Raw genomic sequence first — 21,520 nt, 5'->3', positions numbered from 1 at the left:
GGGCGCCCATCGGGGCGCCCGTCGCGCAATTGTGGGATCGGCGATTCAACCGCTCGCGGACCTACCCCGAACCGAGTTGCTTCCTCACCTCGCGCGATCCGTTCGACACGCCCAGCGCCACGCTCGCGCCGAACATGATTGCCGTGCCCCCGCCCACCAGCGGCAGCAGCCAGACGATGGGCGCCGCCACCAGGGCGGCCACTACTCCCGCCACGATCGGGGCCTTGAGCGTGTGGATGCTGTCCACGTACCGCAGCTTCTGCTCCACGAAGCGGCGCGCGGCGATGTACCCGAACACGGTGGCGGCTACGGTGGCCGCAAAGCCGATGAATTGGAACACGGGATCTCCCAGTAGCGTTCTCGTGTGTCCCTACGTCGCCGCCGCACGGAGGTTTCAGCGTGATCCGAACGTGACGGCAAACACTAGTGCCTCCCCCGGTCGGCCGATAGCTTTTCGGTGCGCCGGCGACCGGCGCGCATCCCCTGTCTCGCCCCTGCATCCCGCCCTCTCCGGAGCCGCCCGATGTACACCCTGCGCGTGATCCGACACGACCGACAGGACCTGGTGCTGGCGGACTGCACGAGCACCGTGGTGCCGGCGCGGGGCGAGACGCTGGTGCTCGACACGCTCGACGCCCGAGGCGAGGCCGCGGGGCCGAATACCTGCTGGCGGGTGGTGGCGGTGACGGTCCACGTCCCCTCTGCCAGGTCGGTGCCCGACGGCGGCGGCGCCCCGCTGCAGGTGCGGCTGGTGGAGGTGTTCGTGCGACCCGACGGCGTCGGCATCCCCGAGTTGGCCCAGAGCGCGCAGGAGATCCTCTCTGAATCCCGGATGTAGGCGGACCCCGGCGTGACGCATATCGCTTCGTCCGAGCCATACTCGGTCACCCACCAACTCCCGCCGCATCTGGCCAACTGGGAGCTGCCCCCCAACTGGGCGTGGGGCCCCGAAGGGCTGCGCTTTGGCCACCGGCATTACCAGGAGCTCGTGGACGCCCTCGGCCGCTCGCTCTCCCTGGTGAGCGTGCCCGACGCGTCGCACGAGGCCTGGCTCGCCTCCGAAGCGCGGCACCTGGCGCACCGCAATCACCCCGCCGTGCCCACGACCTACCACTACTGGGCCACGTACGGCGTGAGCCGCCATGGACCCGGCTATCTCCGCCGCTGGATCGCCGGCGAAACCGTGGGCGCGCACGTGCGCCGCGCCGGCATCGACGACGTGCCCGCCATGCTGCGCGTGCTGCGCGAGGTGGGCTCGGCGCTCACCTATCTGCACGACGCCGGCTCGACGCACGGCGCGGTGTCTCCGGAGACCGTGTGGATCGCGCCCATGGGCCGCCTCTGGATGCTCGGCTGGGAATGGGCCATTCCCACCGCCGACATCCCGGCGGGGCTGTCCCCCGACCCGGCGTGGCTGGCCACGCCCAGCGAATGGACCGGCGGCGCGTGGGCCCCCACGCCGCTCAGCGACCAGTGGCAGCTCGCCGCGCTCTGCTTCTTCGCGCTCACCGGCGAGCAGCCTCCGCCCAGCGACGTGCCGCCCATCGCGCTCGTGCGCCCCGACTGTCCGAAGTCGGTGGCCACCGTGCTCGACCGCGCGCTGCGCGAGCATCCCGACGAGCGGTTCCCCAGCGTGGCCGCCATGCTGCGCGCCGTGGATCGGGTGGTGGGCAGTCGCACCATGCTCATCTCCGGCGACGAGGACGTCGCCAAGCCGGGCGAGTCGGAGGAGGCGCGGCTGCGCTGGGCGCTGGGCGACGACTACGACGTGCTCGCCCCGTTGGGCACGGGATCGTTCGGTTCGGTGTGGCGCGTGCGCGACCTGTCGCTGGGGCGCGAGGTGGCGCTCAAACTCCTGCATCCGCACATCGCGCGCGACGAGGTGGCGGTGGGCCAGTTCCGCCGCGAGGCCCAGTTGGCGGCGCAACTCGCCCACCCGGCGATCGTCCCGATCTACGACTTCGATTCGCGCGGCAGCGTGGCGTGGTACACGATGGAGCTGGCCGAGGCCGGCTCGGTGGCCGAGCTCGTGCAGCGCGCCGGCGCCCGCCCGCTGGCCGAGATCGCGCCGCAGGTGGACCTCGTGCTCGACGGATTGGCGGCGGCGCACGCCATCGGCGTGGTGCACCGCGATCTCAAGCCCGAGAACATCGTCATCGACCGCTACCGCCGCTGGCGCATCGCCGACTTCGGCATCGCCAACATCTGGGGACAGGAGGCGCCCACCGCCGCGGGCACGCCGGCATTCGCGCCCCCCGAGCAGCTGCTCGGCGAGACGCAGGATTCGGCGGCCGACTGCTACTCGCTGGCGGCGATCGTGTACTTCGCGCTCTCCGGGGCGCCCCCGTACGGCGAGGCGGACGTGCGCTCGGTGCTGGCGCGCGCGCTGTCGGTGGATGCGGACCTCGAGCGATTTCCGGAGGAGATCGCCGACTGGCTGCGCAAGGGGCTCGACCCCGACGTGCGGCACCGCTTCCAGGACGCCGCGGTGATGAAGCGCGCCTGGCGCGTCGCCGTGCGCGCCGTGGCCCAGCGCGAACGCCGCGCGCCCTGGTGGCGCCGCTGGCTGGGGGGCGACGGCGGCACCGGGCTCTGGGGTTCGGACGAACCCGCCGGGGCATGACGCGCCAGGCATAGCCACATGCCCATCGAGACGATCGATCCGGCCACCGGCCAGCGCGTGCGGGTATTCGCCCCGCACACCGCCGCCGACGTCGAACAGCGGCTGGCGCGCGCCGCGGCGGCGGCCCGCGCCTGGCGCGACACGCCCACCGCCGAGCGCGCCCGCGTCGTGGCCAGGGCCGGCGCGCGGCTCGACGACGATCGCGAACGCTACGCGCGCCTGATGACGCTGGAGATGGGCAAGCTCATCGGCGCCGCGCGCGACGAGGCCGCCAAGTGCGCCGCCGCCTGCCGCTTCTACGCCGAGCACGCCCACACGATCCTCGCCCCCAAACGCGTGCCGGTGGACGGCGAGCAGGCGCGCGTGGAGTTCCATCCGCTGGGCGTGGTGCTGGCCGTGATGCCCTGGAACTTTCCGTTCTGGCAGGTGATCCGGTTCGCCGCCCCGGCGCTCGTGGCCGGCAACGTGGCGCTGCTCAAGCACGCGTCCAACGTGCCGCAGTGCGCGCTGGCCCTCGAAGCGCTGTTCGCCGACGCCGGCGCCCCGCCGGGCGTATTTCAGACATTACTCATACCGTCGGCCGACGTGGCCGGCCTGCTCGCCGACCCGCGCGTGGCCGCGGCCACCCTCACCGGCAGCGAGGACGCCGGCTCGCAGGTGGCGATGACGGCCGGCCGCCATCTCAAGAAGACGGTGCTCGAACTGGGCGGCAGCGATCCGTTCATCGTCATGCCCAGCGCCGACCTCGACCGCGCCGTGGAGACGGCCGTGCGCGCCCGCACCGTGAACAACGGCCAGTCATGCATCGCCGCCAAGCGGTTCATCGTCCACGAGGCCGTGGCCGACGCGTTCACCGAGCGGTTCGTGCGCGCCATGGCGGCGCTGATCGTGGGCCACCCGATGGACGACCGCACGCAGGTGGGGCCGCTGGCCAGCCCGCGCCTCGCCGCCGACCTCGAAGCGCAGGTGCGGCGCTCGGTGGAGCTTGGGGCGCGCGTGCTCACCGGCGGCCGCCGCATCGACGGGGCGGGCTCGTACTTCCAGCCCACCGTGCTCGCTGACGTGCCGCCCGGCTCGCCGGCGTACGCCGACGAACTGTTCGGCCCCGTGGCGTCGCTGTTCCGCGCCCGCGACCTCGACGACGCCATCCGGATTGCCAACGACACGCGGTTCGGGCTCGGCGCCAGCGCCTGGACGCGCGATGCCGCCGAGGCCAGGCGGTTGGCCCGCGACCTGGAGGCGGGCAGCGTGTTCGTGAACGCGATGGTCGCGTCCGACCCGCGGTTCCCGTTCGGCGGCGTGAAGACGTCGGGCTACGGCCGCGAGTTGAGCGGCTTCGGGCTGCGCGAATTCGTGAACGTGAAGACGGTGCGCGTGCGGCTGTAGCTCACGCCGGCCGGAGGACGATGCGCACCGTGGTGCCCCGGCCGACGACGCTCGCCACGTCGATCGTCCCGTCCCACCCTTCGATGAGCTGGCGGCTGATCGCCAACCCGAGCCCGCTCCCGCTCGTGCGCGTGGAGAAGTGCGGCTCGAAGATGCGCGGCAGGACCTCGGGCGCGATCCCGTGCCCGTCGTCGCGCACCTCGATCGTCACCGTCCCATTGCGGGACAGCGTGGTGGTGATCGTGGCCGCGCCCGCCAGCCGCGCGTTCTCGTAGATGTTGAGCAGCACCTCGCGCAATTCGTCGCGCTGCGCCGCCGCCAGGCACCGCGCCTCGGCCCCCTCCAGCGCCCAGCGGACATTGCCCTCGCCCATGCGCTCCAGCCCGATCAGATCCCGCACCACCGCGGCGACGTCGGTGTCCTCCACCGGCGGCCGCTCGTGCGGCGCCGCCCCGTAGCGGCTGAACGCCCGCGCGATCTCGTCCAGGTGGTCGATCTCGGCGAGAATGCGCTCCACGTTCTCGTCCAGCACCCGATCGAAGTCCACCCGCTTGTCGGCGCGCGCCCGGCGCAGATGCTGCACCCCCAACCGGATGGGCGTGAGCGGGTTCTTGATCTCGTGCGCCACCTGGCGCGCCATCTCGCCCCACGCCAGCACGCGCTCGGCGTGCGCCGTGGCGGCGCGGCTCGCTTCGAGATCGCTGGCCATGCGCTGGAACGCGTTGAACACCGGGCGGAACTCCTCCGTCGGGTTGCGCTCCAGCACCGGCGCGCGCCCGCCCGCCGCCAGGGTGAGCGCCGCCTGGCGCAGCGACCGGATGGGGCCGGCCAGCGTGCGCGCCGCGATCCCGCTCAGCCAGAACGCCGCCAACGCGCCGGCGGCCGTGGAGAACATCACCAGGATCACGAGGTCGCGGCGCCGGCGCTCCAGCGGCACGTCGTCGGCGCGCGCCGGAGCGGCGATCACGGCCGGACCCGCGGGATCGTCCACGGCGCGGAACCCGAACAAAGCGTGCGACGCCCCCAGGTGCACGTCGCGGCTCTCCGACACCTCGTCGCGCACCACGAGCGCCATCTGCATGTCGGGCTGGAGGAACCGTCCCATGGGCGCGAGCGCGGCGAGCAGCGAATCGCTGGCCCCCACCAACTCCCCGCTGCGATACAGGAACAGCGGCGCCTGCACGCGCCCGCTCTCGCTCGCCAGCCATGCCCGCTCGTCGGACACCGGCGCCACCGCGCGCAGGGTGGCCGCCACCAGCAACTCGCGGCTCTGCGCGGCGTCGGAGGCCAGTTGCTGGTACGACCACGCCGCGAACGCGACGGCGGGAATGAGGAAGAACGCGAACAGCGCCAGCGTGAGTTGCGTGCGATAGCTGCGCCGCCAGCGGCGCTGCCGGTCGCGCAGCCACCGGCCCACGGCGCCATCGGCCATCACGCTCACCAGCCAGATCAGGCCCACGATGGCCAGATCGCCCAGCACCACCAGCGCGCCGCGCTGCACGAGGGCCCCCACCGAGCGCAACTCCACTTCCACGTGCACGCGCGACGCGCCCAGCCCCGTGCGGGCCGCCCAGTCGCCGTGCAGCGCCGTGCCCTCGCGGCGCCACGCCACGCGCGGCGGACCCAGCGGCACGCGCAGCGGCGCTTCGGCCAGCTGTAGCGTGTACGGCGGCTCCGCCTCGGGCGGTTGGTCGATGCCGAGCAGCTTGGCGAACGGATCGGCGGCGATGAGCCGCGTGCGCGACGACGCCACCACCACCACCACGCCGCTGTCGGTGGGCAGCGCCATCCCCACCTCCACGGCCGGCTCGGCGATGAGCGGATACTCCACCGCCGTGTCGGCACGCAGCGCCTGGGCGACGATGGACCGCACCTGATCGAGCGGCACGTCGAACGCGGCCGCGGGAAGCGTGGCCGCCGGCGCCGAATCCGACTTCCACACCGACAGCCACACCGGGAATCCGGCCGGCGCCAGCGACGACGTGGCGTACGCGCGGAGCAGCCACCGGCGCGACGCCTCGGGCGTACCGGCCAGGTGAACGCTCGCCGCGAACCGCGAGAGCAGCGACACCACGTACGGATCGATCTCGCTCAGGCCCCGCACGTCCCGTTCGGCCAGCGCCACGCGCCCGCGCGTCGTGGCCCCCCACACGAGCGTCGCGGCGCCCAGCGCCGCCACCGTGGCCACGCTGGACACGATGGCCCGCGACCGCCGCGCGAGCGCCAGCGCGCCGATCGCGACGATCCACGGAATGGGATACCACCAGGGCCACCGCCCCGAGGATTCCCACGTGACCGGGCCCAGGATCGCCGCCAGCGCCGCCAGCGCCGGCCCCGCCCACGGCGTGAGGCCGCGGCTCGGCCGCAGCGCCAGGCTGCCCGCCGCCGCGCCCGCCAGGAGCACCGCCGTCCCGGCCAGGAAGATCGGCACCTCCCAGATCATCCACAGGGACGGATTCACGCCGTACGCCGGAATCGCGATGCCCCGCGCCAGATCGCGCATGAGGAACGGTCCCAACCCCGCGATCACCAGCACCGCCAGCCCCCACCACCAGCGTGGACGGCCGCGCGCCAGCCGGCGCACGGCCGCCAGCAGGATGAGCAGGGTGAGCACGCCGGTGATGATCAACGCTCCCGCGTTGGCGGTGAGCGCCCCGCCGATCTCCGTGTAGTACAGCGCCGGATCGAACAGTCGCGAATAGTTGGAGAAAGCCCCCAGCGGCACCAGCGCCGTGCAGGTGAGCGCCACCGCCACCGCCGCCAGGCGCCACCGGAACAGCCGCCCCACGCGCCATGTGCCCACCAGGAAGCAGGCCAGCGCAATGGCCGCCGCCAGCGCCACCGCCAGGCGCGCGCGCTCCAGCGTCTCCAGCCGCAGCGCCGCTTGGGTCACCGGCGCCGGCCGCGCGTACACGAGAAGCTGCGCGCGCGCGCGCAACGCCTGCCACTCCACCATGTCGGCCGCGGCCGGCGCGGTGGAGAACTCGAACCCCGGGATGCCCACGAGCTTCGCGATCTCGCCCGCGATCGGCGCGCTGAGCCGGTCGGCCGGCGGCGTGGCGTCCAGCAACTCGGTGGCCACGGCCCGCCGCGTCCCGCGCACCGCCACCGCATAGAGGCTGGTGTAGAACGCACTGCGCGCCACGCCGATCGTCTCGTGGAGCGAGTCCGTGCGCACGTGGATACGGCCCGCCCACGCCATCGGCTCGCCCCCCTGGTACAGCACCACGCCGGCATCCCCGCGCGGAGGGACGACCGACGCCAGGGCGCCGAACGCTGCCGCGGTGTCGAGCGGCGCGTCGAGCGCCCGTTGGGCCGAGGCCTGGAGGTCCGACGCCGCCTGGTCCACCCGGCCATCCAGGGCCGCCAGGGCATCGGCGTTGAGGGCCGAGCGTACCGAGGGCCACCGGTTGTCGATGCCGTACAGCTTCCACTGCGCGACGCCGGCCAGCCCCACCACCAGCACCAGCGCCGCCGTGGACACCGAGGCCCACAGGCGCCCGCTTCCCGGGATCGTCCGGAGCCCCGCCGCGGCGCCTGCGGTGGCGAGGGCCGCGGCCACGAGGTACTCTACGCTCGTACCGTTAAGCCATTGGCAGGCGGCAACCAGCGCCAGGGCCGCGGCCACCGGCCAGTAGGCCGCGCGCAGCCGGTCAGCGCGCGCGGCCGTCACCGCTCACCTCCATCCGATGAGTCCCACATACGCCGGTGTCCCGCGTCCGCGGCGACTCAAGGAAATGCGTCCCGCCGAGGTGGCGGCCACACTGGCCGCTGACCCGCGGCTCATCGTGCCGGTGGGCACCTGCGAGCAACACGGCCCCCACCTGCCCCTTGGCAGCGACACGATCATCGCCGAGCGCCTGGCCGACGACCTGTCCACCGAGTTCGGGGTGCTCCGCGCCCCCACCATCGAGTACGGGGTGAACGTGGCCACGGCGCGGCGATTTGCCGGCAATGCGTCGGTGCGCCGCAAGACGCTCCACCGCACCATGAACGACCTCATCGACTCGTGGGAGGCGGAGGGCGTGCGCGAATTCGTGCTGCTCACCGCGCACGAGCACGATCCCCATCTGGAAGCGCTGGAGACCGTCATCACGTCGGGCGCGCGGCTGCGGGCGGTGAACATATTCGGTCTGGAGTTCAGCGACCTGCTGGAAGGGCAGCTGGAACCCATGCACGGGGATGAGGTGGACACGTCGCTCCTGCTGTACCTCGCGCCGGAACTGGTGCAAATGTCGCTGGCGCAGGATTATACGATGTCGGCCGACGAGCTGCGACGGTACCGTCGCGGATGGTTGAAGGTACCCGGGGAGAGCCCGGGCTCAATCGGCAGACCCACCCTGGCAACGGCCGCCAAGGGACGCCTGCTGTACGAGCGGATCCGGAACCGGGTCCGGGAGCGCGTATTCGGCGCGCCGGCCGGGACGCCTTGAACCCGACCCCCCTGTCTGGGTACCCTCCACGTATGCGACTGGTCCCGCTCGCGCTCGTTCTGGCCCTCACCGCGTCCGTGCACGCCACCGCCATGGCGCAGGAAAGCCTGGTGGACGAGGGTACGCTGGTGATCACGCGCAACGGCGCCCCGGTGGGGCGGGAGGCGTACCGCATCGTGCGCGCCGCCGGCGTGGGCGGGCAGGCGTATCGCGCCACGGCCACGATCTCGTTCGACGCCAACCGCCTCACGCTCCGCCTGACCACCGATTCCGCCGGGGCGCCGCTCACGTACGAGGTGGAGGTGCACGTCCCCGGCCAGAGCCAGGTCGTGTCGCACGTGGACGGCAGCGGCCGCCCGGGGCGGTTCAGCACGCTGGTGCGCACCGTCCACGGGGAAGCGGCCCGCGACTACGTGATGGGCGACCACCCGCTCGCCCTCGACGCGAGCGCGTTCGACCCCTACTACTTCGCCACCCTCGCCCCCCACCCGGCGTCGTTCGCGGCCATCGATCCCAGGGCCGGTACACAGGCTACATTGCGATTCGAGGAACGAGGCCAGGAGTCGATCCGCGTGGGACGCAGCACGGTCGGCGCCCGGCACTACGCGCTGGTCGGCGGCAATGGCGCGACCCGGGACATCTGGGTGGACGCGCAGGGGCACCTGCTCCGCGTCACCATTGCCGCCCAGGGCCTCGTGGCTCAGCGAGACGACCTGCCGCGCTGACGCGGCCGGCGCATCGTGACATCGGAGGTGCCGCGCGCGGTGTCTAACGCGTGCGGCAGGGCCGTCTTGAAACCACGGCCGGCCCCTCGCCGTACGGCAGGCTGACCCTCACCACAGGATCCCTTCTCGATGCGTTTTTCGGTGTCTGCAGCGCTGCTCGCGCTTGTCGGTCAGGTGGCGGCCGCCCAGGGGGCGCCTCCCGCCGCCAGCACGCCCCTGTCTCTCGAGCAAGCGGTCGCGCTCGCCAGGCAGAGCAACCCCACGTACCTGCAGATGGCCACCGGCCGGCGGTCGGCCGACGCCGCGGTGCGCACCGCGTACGGCGCGTTTCTGCCCACGGTCAGTTCATCGTTCGGCGTCGGGTACCAGCAGGCCGGCAGCCAGGTGTTCAACGGCCTCACGTTCAGCGGCTCGTCCGACGCCATGACGTCGCACTACAACGTGGGCGTGAACTACAGCCTGAGCGCGGCGTCGTTCATGGACCCCAAGTTCCAGAAGGCCAACCGCGACGCCACCGAGGCCAACATCACGGGCGAGGCGGAGATCGTCCGCGCCAACGTGACCACGGCCTACCTCAACGCGCTTGGCGCGCAGGCCAACGCCGCGCTCCAGGACACGCTGGTGATCACCGCCCAGGGGCAGCTCGACCTGGCCAACGCCAAGATGGCGGTGGGACAGGGCACGATTCTCGACGTGCGCAGCGCCGAGGTGGCGCTGGGCCAGGCGCAGATCGCGGCCCTCACGGCGCACAACAGCGTCGAGGTGGCCAAGGTCACGCTGTACCAGCAGATCGGCGTGCCGGAACCGCCGGGCGGCGTCGACCTCACCACCACATTCGCCATCGAGACGCCCCACTTCTCGCTCGACTCGCTGCTCGACATGGCGCGCGGGCAGAACCCGGCCATCCGGGCGCTGCGCTCGCAGGAGCGCGCGGCCGTCCTGGGCGTGAGCACGGCGCGGTCGCGCTACACACCCACGCTCACGGTGAGCACCGGGTGGGGCGGCAATGCGTATCAGTACACCAACTCCGAGTACCTCGTGGGACGCGCGCAGGCGGCCGCCATGGGCAGCTACAACGGCTGTCTGCAGACCGACTCGATCCGCACGGCGGTGGGGCTGGGGGCGTATCCGTGCGGCTCGGCCACGCTCACCGGCGCCGAGATCCAGAGCATCCGCAGCGGCAACAGCGTTTTCCCGTTCAAGTTCACGCGCTCGCCGCTGTCCGTCTCGGCCGGGCTGTCGCTGCCCATCTTCGACGGCTTCAACCGCGAGCAGAGCGTGCAGCAGGCCATCGCGCAGAAGGAAGCGGCGGCGTACAACGTGAAGGCGCAGGAGCTGGCCACGCGGACCAACGTCACGCAGGCGTTCCTCAACCTGCAGCTCGCGTCCAAAACCATCGGCCTCCGCCAGCAGAACGCCGACAAGGCGCGTGAAGAGTTCCAGTATGCAGAGGAGCGGTACCGCGTGGGCCAGGCCACGTACCTGGACGTGACCACCGCGCACGGCACGTTCGTGCAGGCGCAGGTGGACCGGCTGAATTCCGTCTATGATTATCATCGGGCCTTCGCCGCGCTGGAAAACGCGGTGGGGCGCCCCCTCCGATAGCCCCTGAGGACCTCCATGACCAAGCGCGTGAAGTTGACCATCGGCGGTGTCGTCGTCCTCGCCCTCGGCGGCATCATCGCCGCCGCGGCCGCCAAGAAGTCCAATGCGGGCGTCTTCGTGCGCATCGAGCCGGTGCAGCGCATGAATCTGGTGGCCTCGGTGACGGCCAGCGGCCAGGTGAGCCCGCACACCAAGGTGGACCTCAGTTCCGATGTCTCGGGCAAGATCACCAAGCTCGCCGTGAAGGAGGGCGACATGGTGACCAAGGGGCAGTTCCTGCTCCAGATCGACCCGTCGCTCGCCCAGGCCACGGTCAAGCAATGGGAAGCCAACGTGGCGTCGGCCAAGGCGGCCCAGGAACAGGCCAAGGCCAACCTGATCCAGGCCCAGAAGGCCTACGACCGCTCGCTGCAGCTCAAGAAGGCCAACGCCCAGTTCGTGTCGCCCGAGTCGCTGGACCAGCTCAAGACCGCCGTGGACGTGAACCAGGCCATGCTCGAGGCCTCGGGCCACCAGGTGGACCAGGCCCAGGCGTCGCTCGAGAACGCGCAGTCGTCGCTCAACAAGACCACGATCTACGCGCCGATGTCGGGCCGCGTCACGCGGCTCAACGTCGAAGCGGGTGAGACGGCCATTCAGGGAACGCTGAACAAGGACGCCGCCACGCTGCTCACGATCAGCGACATGTCCGACCTCGAGACCAAGGTCAAGGTGGATGAGACCGACGTGGCGCGCATCGCGGTCGGCGATTCGGCCGTCGTCCAGATCGACGCCTTCCCGGACACCACCTTCCTGGGCCGGGTCACCGAGATCGCCAACAGCTCGGTCACCGGCGCCACCGCCACGGCCACCAGCAGCGACCAGGCGGTAGATTACGAGGTCACGATCCGCCTGTTGAACGTGCCCCAGGACACGCGGCCGGACTTCTCGACCACGGCCAAGGTCATCACCGACACGCGGAAGAACGCGCTGGCCATCCCCATCATCGCCCTCACGGTGCGGGAGAACCAGTCGCTGCAGAACGCCGACACGGCGGTCGGCCTGGGCAAGCCCAAGCCCAAGGTCGACGTGGGCAAGAAGGATGTGGAAGGGGTGTTCGTGGTGGGGTCCGACAACAAAGTGACGTTCCGCCCCGTAAAGGTAGGGATCGCCGGCGAGAAGGACTTCGAGGTCCTGGACGGGCTCAAGCAGGGTGAGCGCATCGTGGCCGGCACCTATCAGGCCATTCGCGACCTGAAGGACGGCATGGTGGTGAAGGAAACCAAGGTCGACACCAAGAAACCTCAGGCGGGGTCCCAGTGAGCCAGCAAACGGCGGAAGCACCGGTCAGTTCCACCGCGGAACGCGCGGCGGTGGTCTCGGAGGCCGGCAAGGCTCCCGACAGCCGGTGGGTGATCGTCACCCGCGGCATCCAGCGCCACTACGACATGGGTGGCGAGATCGTCCGGGCGCTGCGTGGCGTGGACATCGCCATCCAGCGCAACGAGTACGTGGCCATCATGGGGCCGTCGGGCTCCGGGAAGTCCACGCTCATGAACGTGATCGGCTGCCTCGACACGCCGACCTCCGGCGAATACTGGCTCAACGGCACCCTCGTCTCGCGGATGTCCGACGACCAGTTGGCCCGCATCCGGAACAAGGAGATCGGGTTCGTCTTCCAGACGTTCAACCTGCTGCCGCGCGCCACGGCCCTCCACAACGTGGAACTGCCGCTGGTATACGCCGGCATCGGCGCCGAGGAGCGCCGCAAGCGCGCCAGGCACGCGCTGGAGCGGGTACAGCTGGACGGACGCATGGACCACCGCCCCAACGAGCTCTCGGGCGGCCAGCGCCAGCGCGTGGCGATCGCCCGGGCGCTGGTCAACGAGCCCTCGATCCTGCTCGCCGACGAGCCCACCGGCAACCTCGACTCGGCCACGTCCGAGGAGATCATGAAGGTGTTCGAGGAACTCGCCAGCTCGGGCCAGACGGTGATCATGGTGACGCACGAGCCCGACATCGCGGCCCACGCGCGCCGCGTCGTGGTCCTGCGCGACGGCCTCGTGGCCACCGACGACCGCCGCGAGGCATTCACCGAACGCATCGCCACGTAACCGCGCGCCCGTAGCGCCCCATCGCGAGGCGGCGGAGGTCCTCCTTCGCCGCCTCGCGCCTTTCGAAGGCTCCCCCGTCTCCCGCCCGCCGTGCCGTTCTACGAAGCCATCCGCCTCGCCTTCGCCCAGATCCGCGTCCAGAAGCTCAAGAGCTTCTTCACGCTGCTCGGCGTCATGATCGGCGTGATGTTCCTCATCGCCGTGGTCTCGATCGTGAGCGGCATGGGCAACTACATGAAGAACGAACTGGTGGGCAAGCTCATCGCCCTCAACTCGTTCGAGCTGCGCCAGCGCCCCAACCTCAACATCGGCGACGTGAACGAGGCGGAGCGCCGCGCCTGGCGCCTGCGCCCGAGCATCTACGAGTACGACGTGCCCGAGGTGGCGGCGTCGCTCGCCACCGGCACGCTGTGGGCTGAATACAGCCAGAGCGGCGTCAACGTGGAATCGCAGTACGGCACGCCGCGCCGCGTGACCGCGTACGGCGTGAGCGATCAGTATTTCACGATCAAGCGCATGGGCGTGACCCTGGGACGCCTGCCGTCGCCGCAGGAATACATCCTCGGGTCGCCGGTGATCGTGATCGGCAAGGACGTCCAGGACCACTTCTTCCCCGATCTCAACCCGCTGGGCCGCGAGCTGAAGGTGGCCGGCGTGCCCTATTCGGTGATCGGCGTGGCCGAGACGCAGGGCAGCGCGTTCGGCATGTCGTTCGACGGGTTCCTCGTGGCGCCGGCCCGCGCGCCCATCCAGCGCCTGCTCAATCCGCACGGCGTGGTGGACGCGGTGATCGTGCAGTCGCCCACCGAGGCCGGCATCAGCGACAACGAGGAGCGGGTGCGCGAGGTGATGCGGGCCCGGCACCGCCTGCGCCCTGAGCAGGCGGACGACTTCACGCTCGAGACCTCCGATTCCGCGCTCGCGTTCTGGAAGAAGATCCAGGGCTATCTGGTGATGGCGGGCGTGGCGCTGCCGGCGATCGGGCTCGTGGTGGGCGCGATCGTGATCATGAACATCATGCTGGTGGCGGTGGCCGAACGCACCCGCGAGATCGGCATCCGCAAAGCGCTCGGCGCGCGCCGCCGCGACATCCTGCGCCAGTTCCTGGTGGAGAGCACCACGCTGGCCATGCTCGGCGCCGCCGTCGGCGTCGCCCTCGGATTCGCCCTCGCCAAGCTGATCTCCGCCCTGACCCCGCTCCCGGCATCCGTCGAGCTCTGGTCCGTGGTGGTGGGCGTGTCGGTGGGCGCCGGCGTGGGCATCATCGCCGGCGTCTATCCGGCCAGCCGCGCCGCCCTGCTCGACCCGATCGCGGCCCTGCGCCAGGAGTAGCGGATGGCTTCCCTTCTCTCCACGATCCTCAACCTTGGCGAAGGCGTCGGCATCGCCCTCGAGTCGATCCGGGCCAACAAGGTGCGTGCCGCCCTCACCATCCTCGGCATCGCCGTGGGGGTGTTCGTGGTGGTGGTGATCTCGGCGGCGGTGCACGGCATCAACGCCAGCGTGGCCAAGGACCTCGAGTCCGCGGGTCCGATGACGTTCTTCGTGTCGCGCTACCCGATCACGTTCGAAGCCTGCGACGGCACCGACGCCACCTGCAAGTGGCGCCACAACCCGCCGCTCACGATGGCCGATCAGGCGTCCATGGATCAACTGCCGAGCGTGCGCGCGGCCGGCGCGCGGCTGGACATGGCGTTCCAGGTGCGCTACGCCGACCGCTCGCTGAGCGCCGCGCAGGTCAGCGCCCTCACGTCCAACTGGATCATCATCGACGGCGGGGGCGACCTGTACCCCGGGCGCAGTTGGACCGAGAACGAGGCCAATGCCGGACAGCGGGTGGTGGTGATCAACGACATCATGGCCAAGCAGCTGTTCGGCGACTCCGACCCGATGGACAAGGTGATCACGATCCGCGACGAGCCGTTCCACGTGATCGGGATCTACCATTCCGTGGCCAGCTTCCTGTCGGGGGGCGACCGGTCGCGGGCGATCATTCCCATCCAGACGGCCTTCCGCGTGCTCAACGCGGGCCGCCGCCAGATCTCGATCACCGTGGTGCCGCTGGAGTCCGCCGGCCGCGATCAGGCGATCGACGACGTGACCGCGCTGCTGCGCCAGCGCCATGAGCTGCGCCCGGCCACCGACAACGACTTCGCGATCATCACGCAGGACAAGCTGTTCGACACCTACAACAAGGTGTTCGGCATGTTCTTCCTGGTGATGATCGTGCTCTCGGCCATCGGGCTGATCGTGGGCGGCGTGGGCGTGGTGGCGATCATGATGATCAGCGTCACGGAACGCACGCGGGAGATCGGCGTGCGCAAGGCGCTGGGCGCCACTCGCGCCATGATCCTCTGGCAGTTTCTGGTGGAGGCGGTGACGCTCACCGGCATCGGGGCCGTGATCGGGCTGGTGGCGGGGATCCTCGTGGCCCTGGTGGTGCGGTCGTACACGCCCGTGGCGGCCTCCGTGCCGCCGCTGGCCATCGTCGCGGCCCTGGGATCGAGCGCCGTGACGGGCGTGCTGTTCGGCCTGCTACCGGCCGCCCGCGCGTCGCGGCTCGACCCCGTGGACGCGCTGAGGTACGAGTAGCCCCGTCCCCGCCGTTAAGAATTGACACTTTCGCGGCCGGCGCCGCGTATGGGATGGAGTCGATTCCTCCGGTCTCCAACCCCGCGCGCCCGTGCAGCTTTTCGAAGCCGTCCGCCTCGCCCTGGCCCAGATCCGGGTCCAGAAGCTGAAGAGCTTCTTCACCCTGCTCGGCGTCATGATCAGCGTGATGTTCCTGATCGCGGTCGTGTCCATCGTCCAGGGCATGAACGTGTACGTGGAGCAGGATTTCGCCGGGAAGTTCCTCGGCATCAACACCTTCAACCTGCGGCCGTACCCCGACATCAACACCGGGAACGTCACCGACCAGGAGTGGAAGGAGTGGCAGCAGCGCCCCAAGATCACGATCGCCGACGCGATGGCGGTCAAGGCGGCGCTGCCCGACGGCACGCGCTGGGCCATGCACGACGTGCGCTGGATGAACGTGAGTTCGCGGTACGCCACCGGCGGCGCCCAGGTGCTGGCCGAAGCGGCCACGCCCGAGTACTTCAAGATCAAGGACCTCCCGGTGGCCCAGGGCCGCCTGTTCGACGAGCAGGAAGACGCCGTGGGCGCCGACGTGATCGTGATCGGCGACGCGCTCGCCGCCGAGTACTTCCCCAATCTCGATCCGGTGGGCCGCACGCTGCTGGTCCAGCGGTTCCCGTTCCGCGTGATCGGCGTGTTCACGCACCAGGGCACCGTGTTCGGGCTCAATCTCGATCGCCAGGCCATCGCGCCCTTCCACTCCGAGATGTCGCGGCTCACCGGCGCCCGCCAGAACCTCTACGGCGTGGTGGTGCAGTCCCCCACGCCGGCGCAGTTCCAGCCGCTCGAGGAAATCGTGCGCGAGGTGATGCGCAACCGGCACCAGCTGCACCCCACCGACCCCGACAACTTCGTGATGGAGAGTTCGGAGTCGGCGCTCACGCAGTGGAAGACCATCGAGCACTATCTCGTGCTCGCCGGCATGGTGCTGCCCGCCATCGGGCTGGTCGTGGGCGCGATCGTGATCATGAACATCATGCTCGTGGCGGTGGCCGAGCGCACGCGGGAGATCGGCATCCGCAAGTCGCTCGGCGCGCGGCGCCGCGACATCCTGGCGCAGTTCCTGGTCGAGAGCGCCACGCTGAGCTGCTTCGGCGCCATCCTCGGCGTCGGCCTCGGCATCACGCTGGCCAAGGTGGTGGCGATGGTCTCGCCGCTCCCCGCCGCGGTAGCGCCCTGGTCGATCGTGGTCTCGGTGGTGGTGGGCGGCGGCATCGGGGTCATCGCCGGCGCGTATCCCGCGAGCCGCGCGTCGCGGCTCGACCCCATTCTCGCCATCCGGGCCGAGTGACATGAAGCGCTTCGTGGCCAGAGTCTCCGCATTGTTCGAGGGCATCGTCATGGCCTTCGACTCCATCCGCGCCAACCGCGTGCGCGCCGGGCTGACCATCCTCGGCATCGCCGTCGGCGTGTTCGTGGTCACGGTGATGTCGGCCGCCGTGCACGGCATCAACGCCGGCGTGGCCAACAGCATCGCCGCCGCCGGGCCCACCACGTTCTTCATCACGCGCTGGCCGGCCGAGATCAACAGCTGCAACGGCTCGGCCGATTCCTGTCCGTGGCGCCGCAATCCGTCGCTCACGCTCGACCAGGCCCGGCAGATCGGGCAGCTGCCCGACGTGCGCGCCGTGACGGCGCACATCAGTTCCAACGCGGCCATCAAGTTCGCCGACCGCGAGCTGGGCGCCGTATCCGTGGACGGCTATACGCCGGAGTGGTTCGACGTGGCGGGGGGCGACATCTCGCTCGGCCGCAACTTCACGCCGCAGGAGAACGACGCCGGCGCGCCGGTGGCGCTCATCAATTCGAAGATCGTGGACAAGCTGTTCCTGGGCGAGGACCCCGTGGGCAAGACGGTGCGGCTCAACGGCAACGAATTCACCGTCATCGGCGTGTACGACCCGATCCCCAACGCGTTCGACAGCGGCGACAACGGCAAGGTCGTGGTGCCGATCCTCACCGCCTACCGCCGGCTCAACTTCGGGCTGCGCTGGCTCGACCTCACCGTCAAGCCGCAGCCGGGCGTGGACCGCGACGCGGCGATGGACGAGGTGATCGCCCTGCTCCGCGTCACGCGGCATCTCCACCCGGCCGCGCAGAACGACTTCTTCGTCTCCACGCCCGAGAAGATCCTCGAGCTGTACAACAAGATCGTGGGCGTGTTCTTCCTGGTCATGATCACGCTGTCGGCCATCGGCCTGCTGGTGGGCGGCGTGGGCGTGATCGCGATCATGATGATCAGCGTCACCGAGCGCACGCGCGAGATCGGGGTGCGCAAGGCGCTGGGCGCCACGCGCGGCGTGATCCTCTGGCAGTTCCTGGTGGAGGCGGCCACGCTGACCACGCTCGGCGCCGCGGCGGGGCTGGTGATCGGCGGGGCGATCACCTACGTCGTGCGCCACGCCACGCCCATCGACGCCACCACGCCCCCGGCGGCGATCATGATCGCCGTGCTGGGCAGTGCGTTCGCGGGGATCGTGTTCGGGTTGCTGCCCGCGGTGCGCGCGGCGAGCCTCGACCCAGTGGAAGCGCTCAGGTACGAGTGAGAGGGCGGTGCGCGCATTGAGAGTAGGACGGTAGGGTGGTAGGGGGGTCGTGGGGAACGGCGTTGCGCAGTCATCCGTCCTACTCTCCGACCGTCCTACGTGTAGTTTCCTTCCATGCGCTTCGCCGACGTGCTCCTCACGGCGTTCACGCAGATCCGCGTGAGCAAGCTGCGGTCGTTCTTCACGCTGCTCGGCATCGTCGTGAGCGTGGCGTTCCTGGTGGCGGTGGTGGCGATCATCCAGGGCATGAACGCGTACGTGAAGGAGAACATCGCCGACAACATGGTCGGCGCGAACTCCTTCATGGTGCGGCGCGACCCGATCCAGATCGGGCTCATCTCCGACGAGGACATGGATCGGGCCCGCCGGCGACCGCCGATCACGATGGCCGACGCCGCGGTCGTGGAGCAGGCGCTGCCCGGCGCGCAGGCCGTGGGGATCACCTCCGGCTGGCCCACGCCGCGATCCGACGTCCTCTGGCGCGACCAGACGCTGGGCGACGTGCTCGTCTTCGGGATCAGCGCCCCGTACCAGACGGTCCAGGACTATCGCTTCACCACCGGCCAGCCGATCACCGACATCGACGTGCGCGAGCGGCGGTACGTGGTCGCGATCGGCGCCGACGTCGCCACCAAGCTGTTCAACGGCGTCTCGGCCGTCGGCCAGCCGGTGCGCATCCGCGGCCAGCAGTTCACCGTGGTCGGCACGATCGCGCCCAAGGGGCGCGTGCTCGGCCAGTCGTTCGACGGCTTCGCGCTGATGCCGATCACGACCTTCGAGTCCGTGTACGGCCGCCGCCAGACCACGCAGGTCTCGGTGAAGATGGCGGCCGCGGCCGACATCGCGCCGGCGATGGCCACCGCCGAGGAGGCGATGCGCGTGGCCCACCACCTGCGCCCGGGGCAACCGGACAACTTCTCCGTCGAGACCTCGGACGCGTTCGTGGCCTTCTGGAAGAGCCTTACGGCCGTGCTGTTCGCCGTCGTGCCGGCGGTGGTCGCCATCGGGATCGTCGTCGGCGGCATCGTGATCATGAACATCATGCTCATGGCGGTGCGCGAGCGCACGCACGAGATCGGCATCCGCAAGTCGGTGGGCGCCACGCAGCGCGACATCCGCCGGCAGTTCCTGGCCGAGGCGGTGATGCTCGCCACGCTCGGCGGCGCGCTGGGCGCCGGGGGCGGGTTCCTGTTCGCGCAGGCGATCACCGTGCTGTCGCCGCTGCCGGCCCGCGTCACGCTCTGGTCGGTGGTGCTGGCGCTGACGCTGGGCGCCGGCGTGGGCGTGATCTTCGGGGTGTACCCGGCGGTGCGCGCGGCGCGCCTCGACCCCGTCGCGGCGCTGCACGCCGAATGAGGATGCCCGCGTGAGCCACTGGCGCCGCGTCTCCGACAGTTTCCGCGAAAACGTGGCCGTCGCGGTGGACTCGCTCCGCGTGAGCAAGACGCGGTCCGGGCTCACCATCCTCGGCGTCGTCATCGGCGTGTCCACGGTGATGGCGATGGCGTCGATCGTGCAGGGCATCCAGGAGCAGATCATCCACACGATCGAGATCGCCGGCCCCACCACCTTCTACGTGATGAAGGTGTTCTCGCAGACGCCGCTCAATCCGCAGGACCTGCCCAAGTGGGTGCGCGCGCGCCCCGACCTCACGCCCGACGAGGCGGCGCGCATCCAGGCCCTGCCCGAGGTCGGGTATGCGGGCATCTGGGGGCAGTACATTGCCCGCGTGGAGTACGACGGCGTCCGCACGCAGCCGCAGGCGGTCATCGGCGCCGATGCGCACTTCACCGACATCCAGGGCGGCAGCCTGGCCGAGGGCCGGTGGTTCACCCGCGCCGAGGAACGCACCGGGTCGTCGGTGGTCGTCATCGACGTGGACGTGGCGCGCAAGCTGTTCGGCAGCATCGACCCGATGGGCAAGTGGGTGCACGTGGGCGGCAAGCCGGTGCAGGTCGTGGGCCTGTACCAGCCCGCCGCGAACATCTTCAACCCGCCGGGCCAGAACATCGTGGCCATCGTGCCGTATCAGATGCTCGATCACCAGTTCACGCTCGACAAGACCAACATGGTGTTCATTCCGGTCAAGCCGCGCGCCGGCGTGCCGTTGGACGAGGCGCAGGGCGCGGTGATCGTGACGCTGCGCGAGGCGCGCCGGCTGCGCCCCGCCGACCATGACACCTTCGACCTGCTCACGCAGGATCAGATCCTCGACGTATTCAACAAGCTCACCGGCGTGTTCTTTCTGGTCATGATCGTGCTGAGCGCGGTGGCGTTGCTCGTGGGAGGCATCGGGGTGATGGCGGTGATGATGATCAGCGTCACCGAGCGCACGCACGAGATCGGCCTGCGCAAGGCGGTGGGCGCCACGCGCCGCGACATCCTGCAGCAGTTCCTGGTGGAGGCGGCCACGCTCACCGGCGCCGGCGGCGTGATCGGGGTCGTCGTCGGACTCGGCCTGGGCCGCGTGGCCACCGCGGCCATGCACATCAACGCCTCGGCGCCGGTGAACCTGACCCTGATCGCGGTCACCGTGTCGGTGGGGATCGGGCTGATATTCGGCGTGCTGCCGGCGCGTCGCGCGGCGCAGTTGGACCCCGTGGAGGCGTTGCGCTACGAATGAAGGTAGGAGAGTAGGACGGTAGGACGGTTGTTGGTAAACGGCGTTGAGCAGGCATCCGTCCTGGCGTCCTACCCCGTCACCGTCGTTCGCTTTAGCTTCCCTCATGCCCATCGACCTCCTCGCCATCGCGGCCCACCGCGACGACGTCGAATTGACCTGCGGCGGCACGCTGCTCATGGCCGTGGCCCGAGGTCGCAGCACCGCGATCCTCGATCTCTCGCAGGGAGAGTCGGGCACGCGCGGGTCGGCCGACCTGCGCGGCGAGGAGGCGGCGCGCGCCGCGCAGATCCTCGGCGTGGCGGTGCGCGAGAATCTGGGCCTGCCCGACGCCGGCATCGTGAACACGCCCGAGACGCGCGCCATGGTGGCCGGCGTGATTCGCCGCCTCAAACCGCGCGTCGTGATCGCGCCGTCGATCCAGGGACGGCATCCCGACCACATCGCCACCGCCCAGCTCGTGCGCGACGCCTGCTTCGTGGCGGGCCTGGCCAAGGTGTCGCCGGGCATCCCCAAGCACCGGCCGCACAAGGTCATCCACGCCATCACCTACCGGCAGGACTTCGAACGGCCCACGTTCGTGGTCGACATCTCGGAGGTGTTCGAGCAGAAGATGGAGGCCATCCGCTGCTACGCGTCGCAGTTCGACGGCGTCACGCAGGCCGGCGAGGTGTATCCCACCGGCGAGCCGCTCTACGACGTGGTGCGCCACCACGCGGCCTATTACGGTGCGCTCATCCGCACCCGGTACGGCGAGCCGTTCTACACCAGCGAGACGATGCGCGTGGACGATGTCGTGGCGCTCGAGGTCTCTACGTTTTGACGAACGGTAGGGCGGTAGGGGAGTAGGGG

17 protein-coding genes are annotated in these 21,520 nt (G+C 70.5%); 15 read left to right on the top strand and 2 right to left on the bottom strand.

Annotated features, from left to right (window positions below; all coding sequences use genetic code 11):
• Positions 1-61: 61 nt before the first annotated feature.
• The gene (locus VNE60_02460; protein ID HVB30369.1) at positions 62-340 is read right to left on the bottom strand and encodes a hypothetical protein; all 279 of its coding nucleotides are present in this window, start codon (positions 338-340) and stop codon (positions 62-64) included.
• Between the two features lie 183 nt (positions 341-523).
• On the opposite strand from VNE60_02460, the gene VNE60_02455 reads away from it, so the two are divergent.
• The 3 genes from VNE60_02455 to VNE60_02445 are packed head-to-tail and all read left to right on the top strand — an operon-like array spanning position 524 to position 4,009.
• A complete protein-coding gene (locus tag VNE60_02455) occupies positions 524-838 on the top strand; it encodes a hypothetical protein (GenBank protein ID HVB30368.1) in 315 nt (104 codons plus the stop codon).
• A gap of 12 nt (positions 839-850) precedes the next feature.
• Positions 851-2,623, top strand: a complete 1,773-nt coding sequence (locus tag VNE60_02450; GenBank protein HVB30367.1) for a serine/threonine-protein kinase — start codon at positions 851-853, stop codon at positions 2,621-2,623.
• 18 nt (positions 2,624-2,641) lie between these two features.
• Positions 2,642-4,009 (top strand): NAD-dependent succinate-semialdehyde dehydrogenase, encoded by a 1,368-nt coding sequence (locus VNE60_02445; protein ID HVB30366.1) that lies wholly within the window; start codon positions 2,642-2,644, stop codon positions 4,007-4,009.
• A 1-nt stretch (position 4,010) separates the two neighbouring features.
• Here the strand turns inward: VNE60_02445 and VNE60_02440 are convergent, their stop codons facing one another.
• On the bottom strand, positions 4,011-7,682 hold the full coding sequence (locus VNE60_02440) for a HAMP domain-containing sensor histidine kinase (protein ID HVB30365.1): 3,672 nt from the start codon (positions 7,680-7,682) through the stop codon (positions 4,011-4,013).
• Between the two features lie 16 nt (positions 7,683-7,698).
• Here VNE60_02440 and VNE60_02435 point away from each other — a divergent pair, with 16 nt between their 5' ends.
• From VNE60_02435 to bshB1, 12 genes are all read left to right on the top strand, one after another.
• A complete protein-coding gene (locus VNE60_02435) occupies positions 7,699-8,442 on the top strand; it encodes a creatininase family protein (GenBank protein ID HVB30364.1) in 744 nt (247 codons plus the stop codon).
• A 32-nt stretch (positions 8,443-8,474) separates the two neighbouring features.
• Complete coding sequence (locus VNE60_02430; GenBank protein HVB30363.1) at positions 8,475-9,167, top strand: DUF6134 family protein; 693 nt, start codon at positions 8,475-8,477, stop codon at positions 9,165-9,167.
• 129 nt (positions 9,168-9,296) lie between these two features.
• Positions 9,297-10,772 carry a TolC family protein gene (locus VNE60_02425; protein ID HVB30362.1) on the top strand — a complete coding sequence of 492 codons (1,476 nt, stop codon included), beginning with the start codon at positions 9,297-9,299 and terminating at the stop codon, positions 10,770-10,772.
• Positions 10,773-10,787: 15 nt separating this feature from the next.
• The gene (locus tag VNE60_02420; GenBank protein ID HVB30361.1) at positions 10,788-12,074 is read left to right on the top strand and encodes an efflux RND transporter periplasmic adaptor subunit; all 1,287 of its coding nucleotides are present in this window, start codon (positions 10,788-10,790) and stop codon (positions 12,072-12,074) included.
• Entirely contained in the window at positions 12,071-12,865 is a 795-nt protein-coding gene (locus VNE60_02415; GenBank protein HVB30360.1) for an ABC transporter ATP-binding protein, read from the top strand. Before VNE60_02420 ends, VNE60_02415 begins: the two co-directional genes overlap by 4 nt.
• Positions 12,866-12,955: 90 nt before the next feature.
• Positions 12,956-14,197, top strand: a complete 1,242-nt coding sequence (locus VNE60_02410; protein HVB30359.1) for an ABC transporter permease — start codon at positions 12,956-12,958, stop codon at positions 14,195-14,197.
• A 3-nt stretch (positions 14,198-14,200) separates the two neighbouring features.
• The gene (locus VNE60_02405) at positions 14,201-15,457 is read left to right on the top strand and encodes an ABC transporter permease (GenBank protein ID HVB30358.1); all 1,257 of its coding nucleotides are present in this window, start codon (positions 14,201-14,203) and stop codon (positions 15,455-15,457) included.
• 91 nt (positions 15,458-15,548) lie between these two features.
• The gene (locus VNE60_02400) at positions 15,549-16,793 is read left to right on the top strand and encodes an ABC transporter permease (GenBank protein HVB30357.1); all 1,245 of its coding nucleotides are present in this window, start codon (positions 15,549-15,551) and stop codon (positions 16,791-16,793) included.
• A gap of 1 nt (position 16,794) precedes the next feature.
• The gene (locus VNE60_02395) at positions 16,795-18,048 is read left to right on the top strand and encodes an ABC transporter permease (protein ID HVB30356.1); all 1,254 of its coding nucleotides are present in this window, start codon (positions 16,795-16,797) and stop codon (positions 18,046-18,048) included.
• A 114-nt stretch (positions 18,049-18,162) separates the two neighbouring features.
• Entirely contained in the window at positions 18,163-19,404 is a 1,242-nt protein-coding gene (locus VNE60_02390) for an ABC transporter permease (protein HVB30355.1), read from the top strand.
• 10 nt (positions 19,405-19,414) lie between these two features.
• Complete coding sequence (locus VNE60_02385) at positions 19,415-20,671, top strand: ABC transporter permease (GenBank protein HVB30354.1); 1,257 nt, start codon at positions 19,415-19,417, stop codon at positions 20,669-20,671.
• Between the two features lie 103 nt (positions 20,672-20,774).
• A complete protein-coding gene (bshB1, locus tag VNE60_02380) occupies positions 20,775-21,491 on the top strand; it encodes a bacillithiol biosynthesis deacetylase BshB1 (GenBank protein ID HVB30353.1) in 717 nt (238 codons plus the stop codon).
• Positions 21,492-21,520: the final 29 nt, after the last annotated feature.

The organism is Gemmatimonadaceae bacterium (genome assembly GCA_035533755.1).
Lineage (GTDB): Bacteria > Gemmatimonadota > Gemmatimonadetes > Gemmatimonadales > Gemmatimonadaceae > JAGWRI01.
This window is presented reverse-complemented; position numbering and strand designations above follow the sequence as displayed.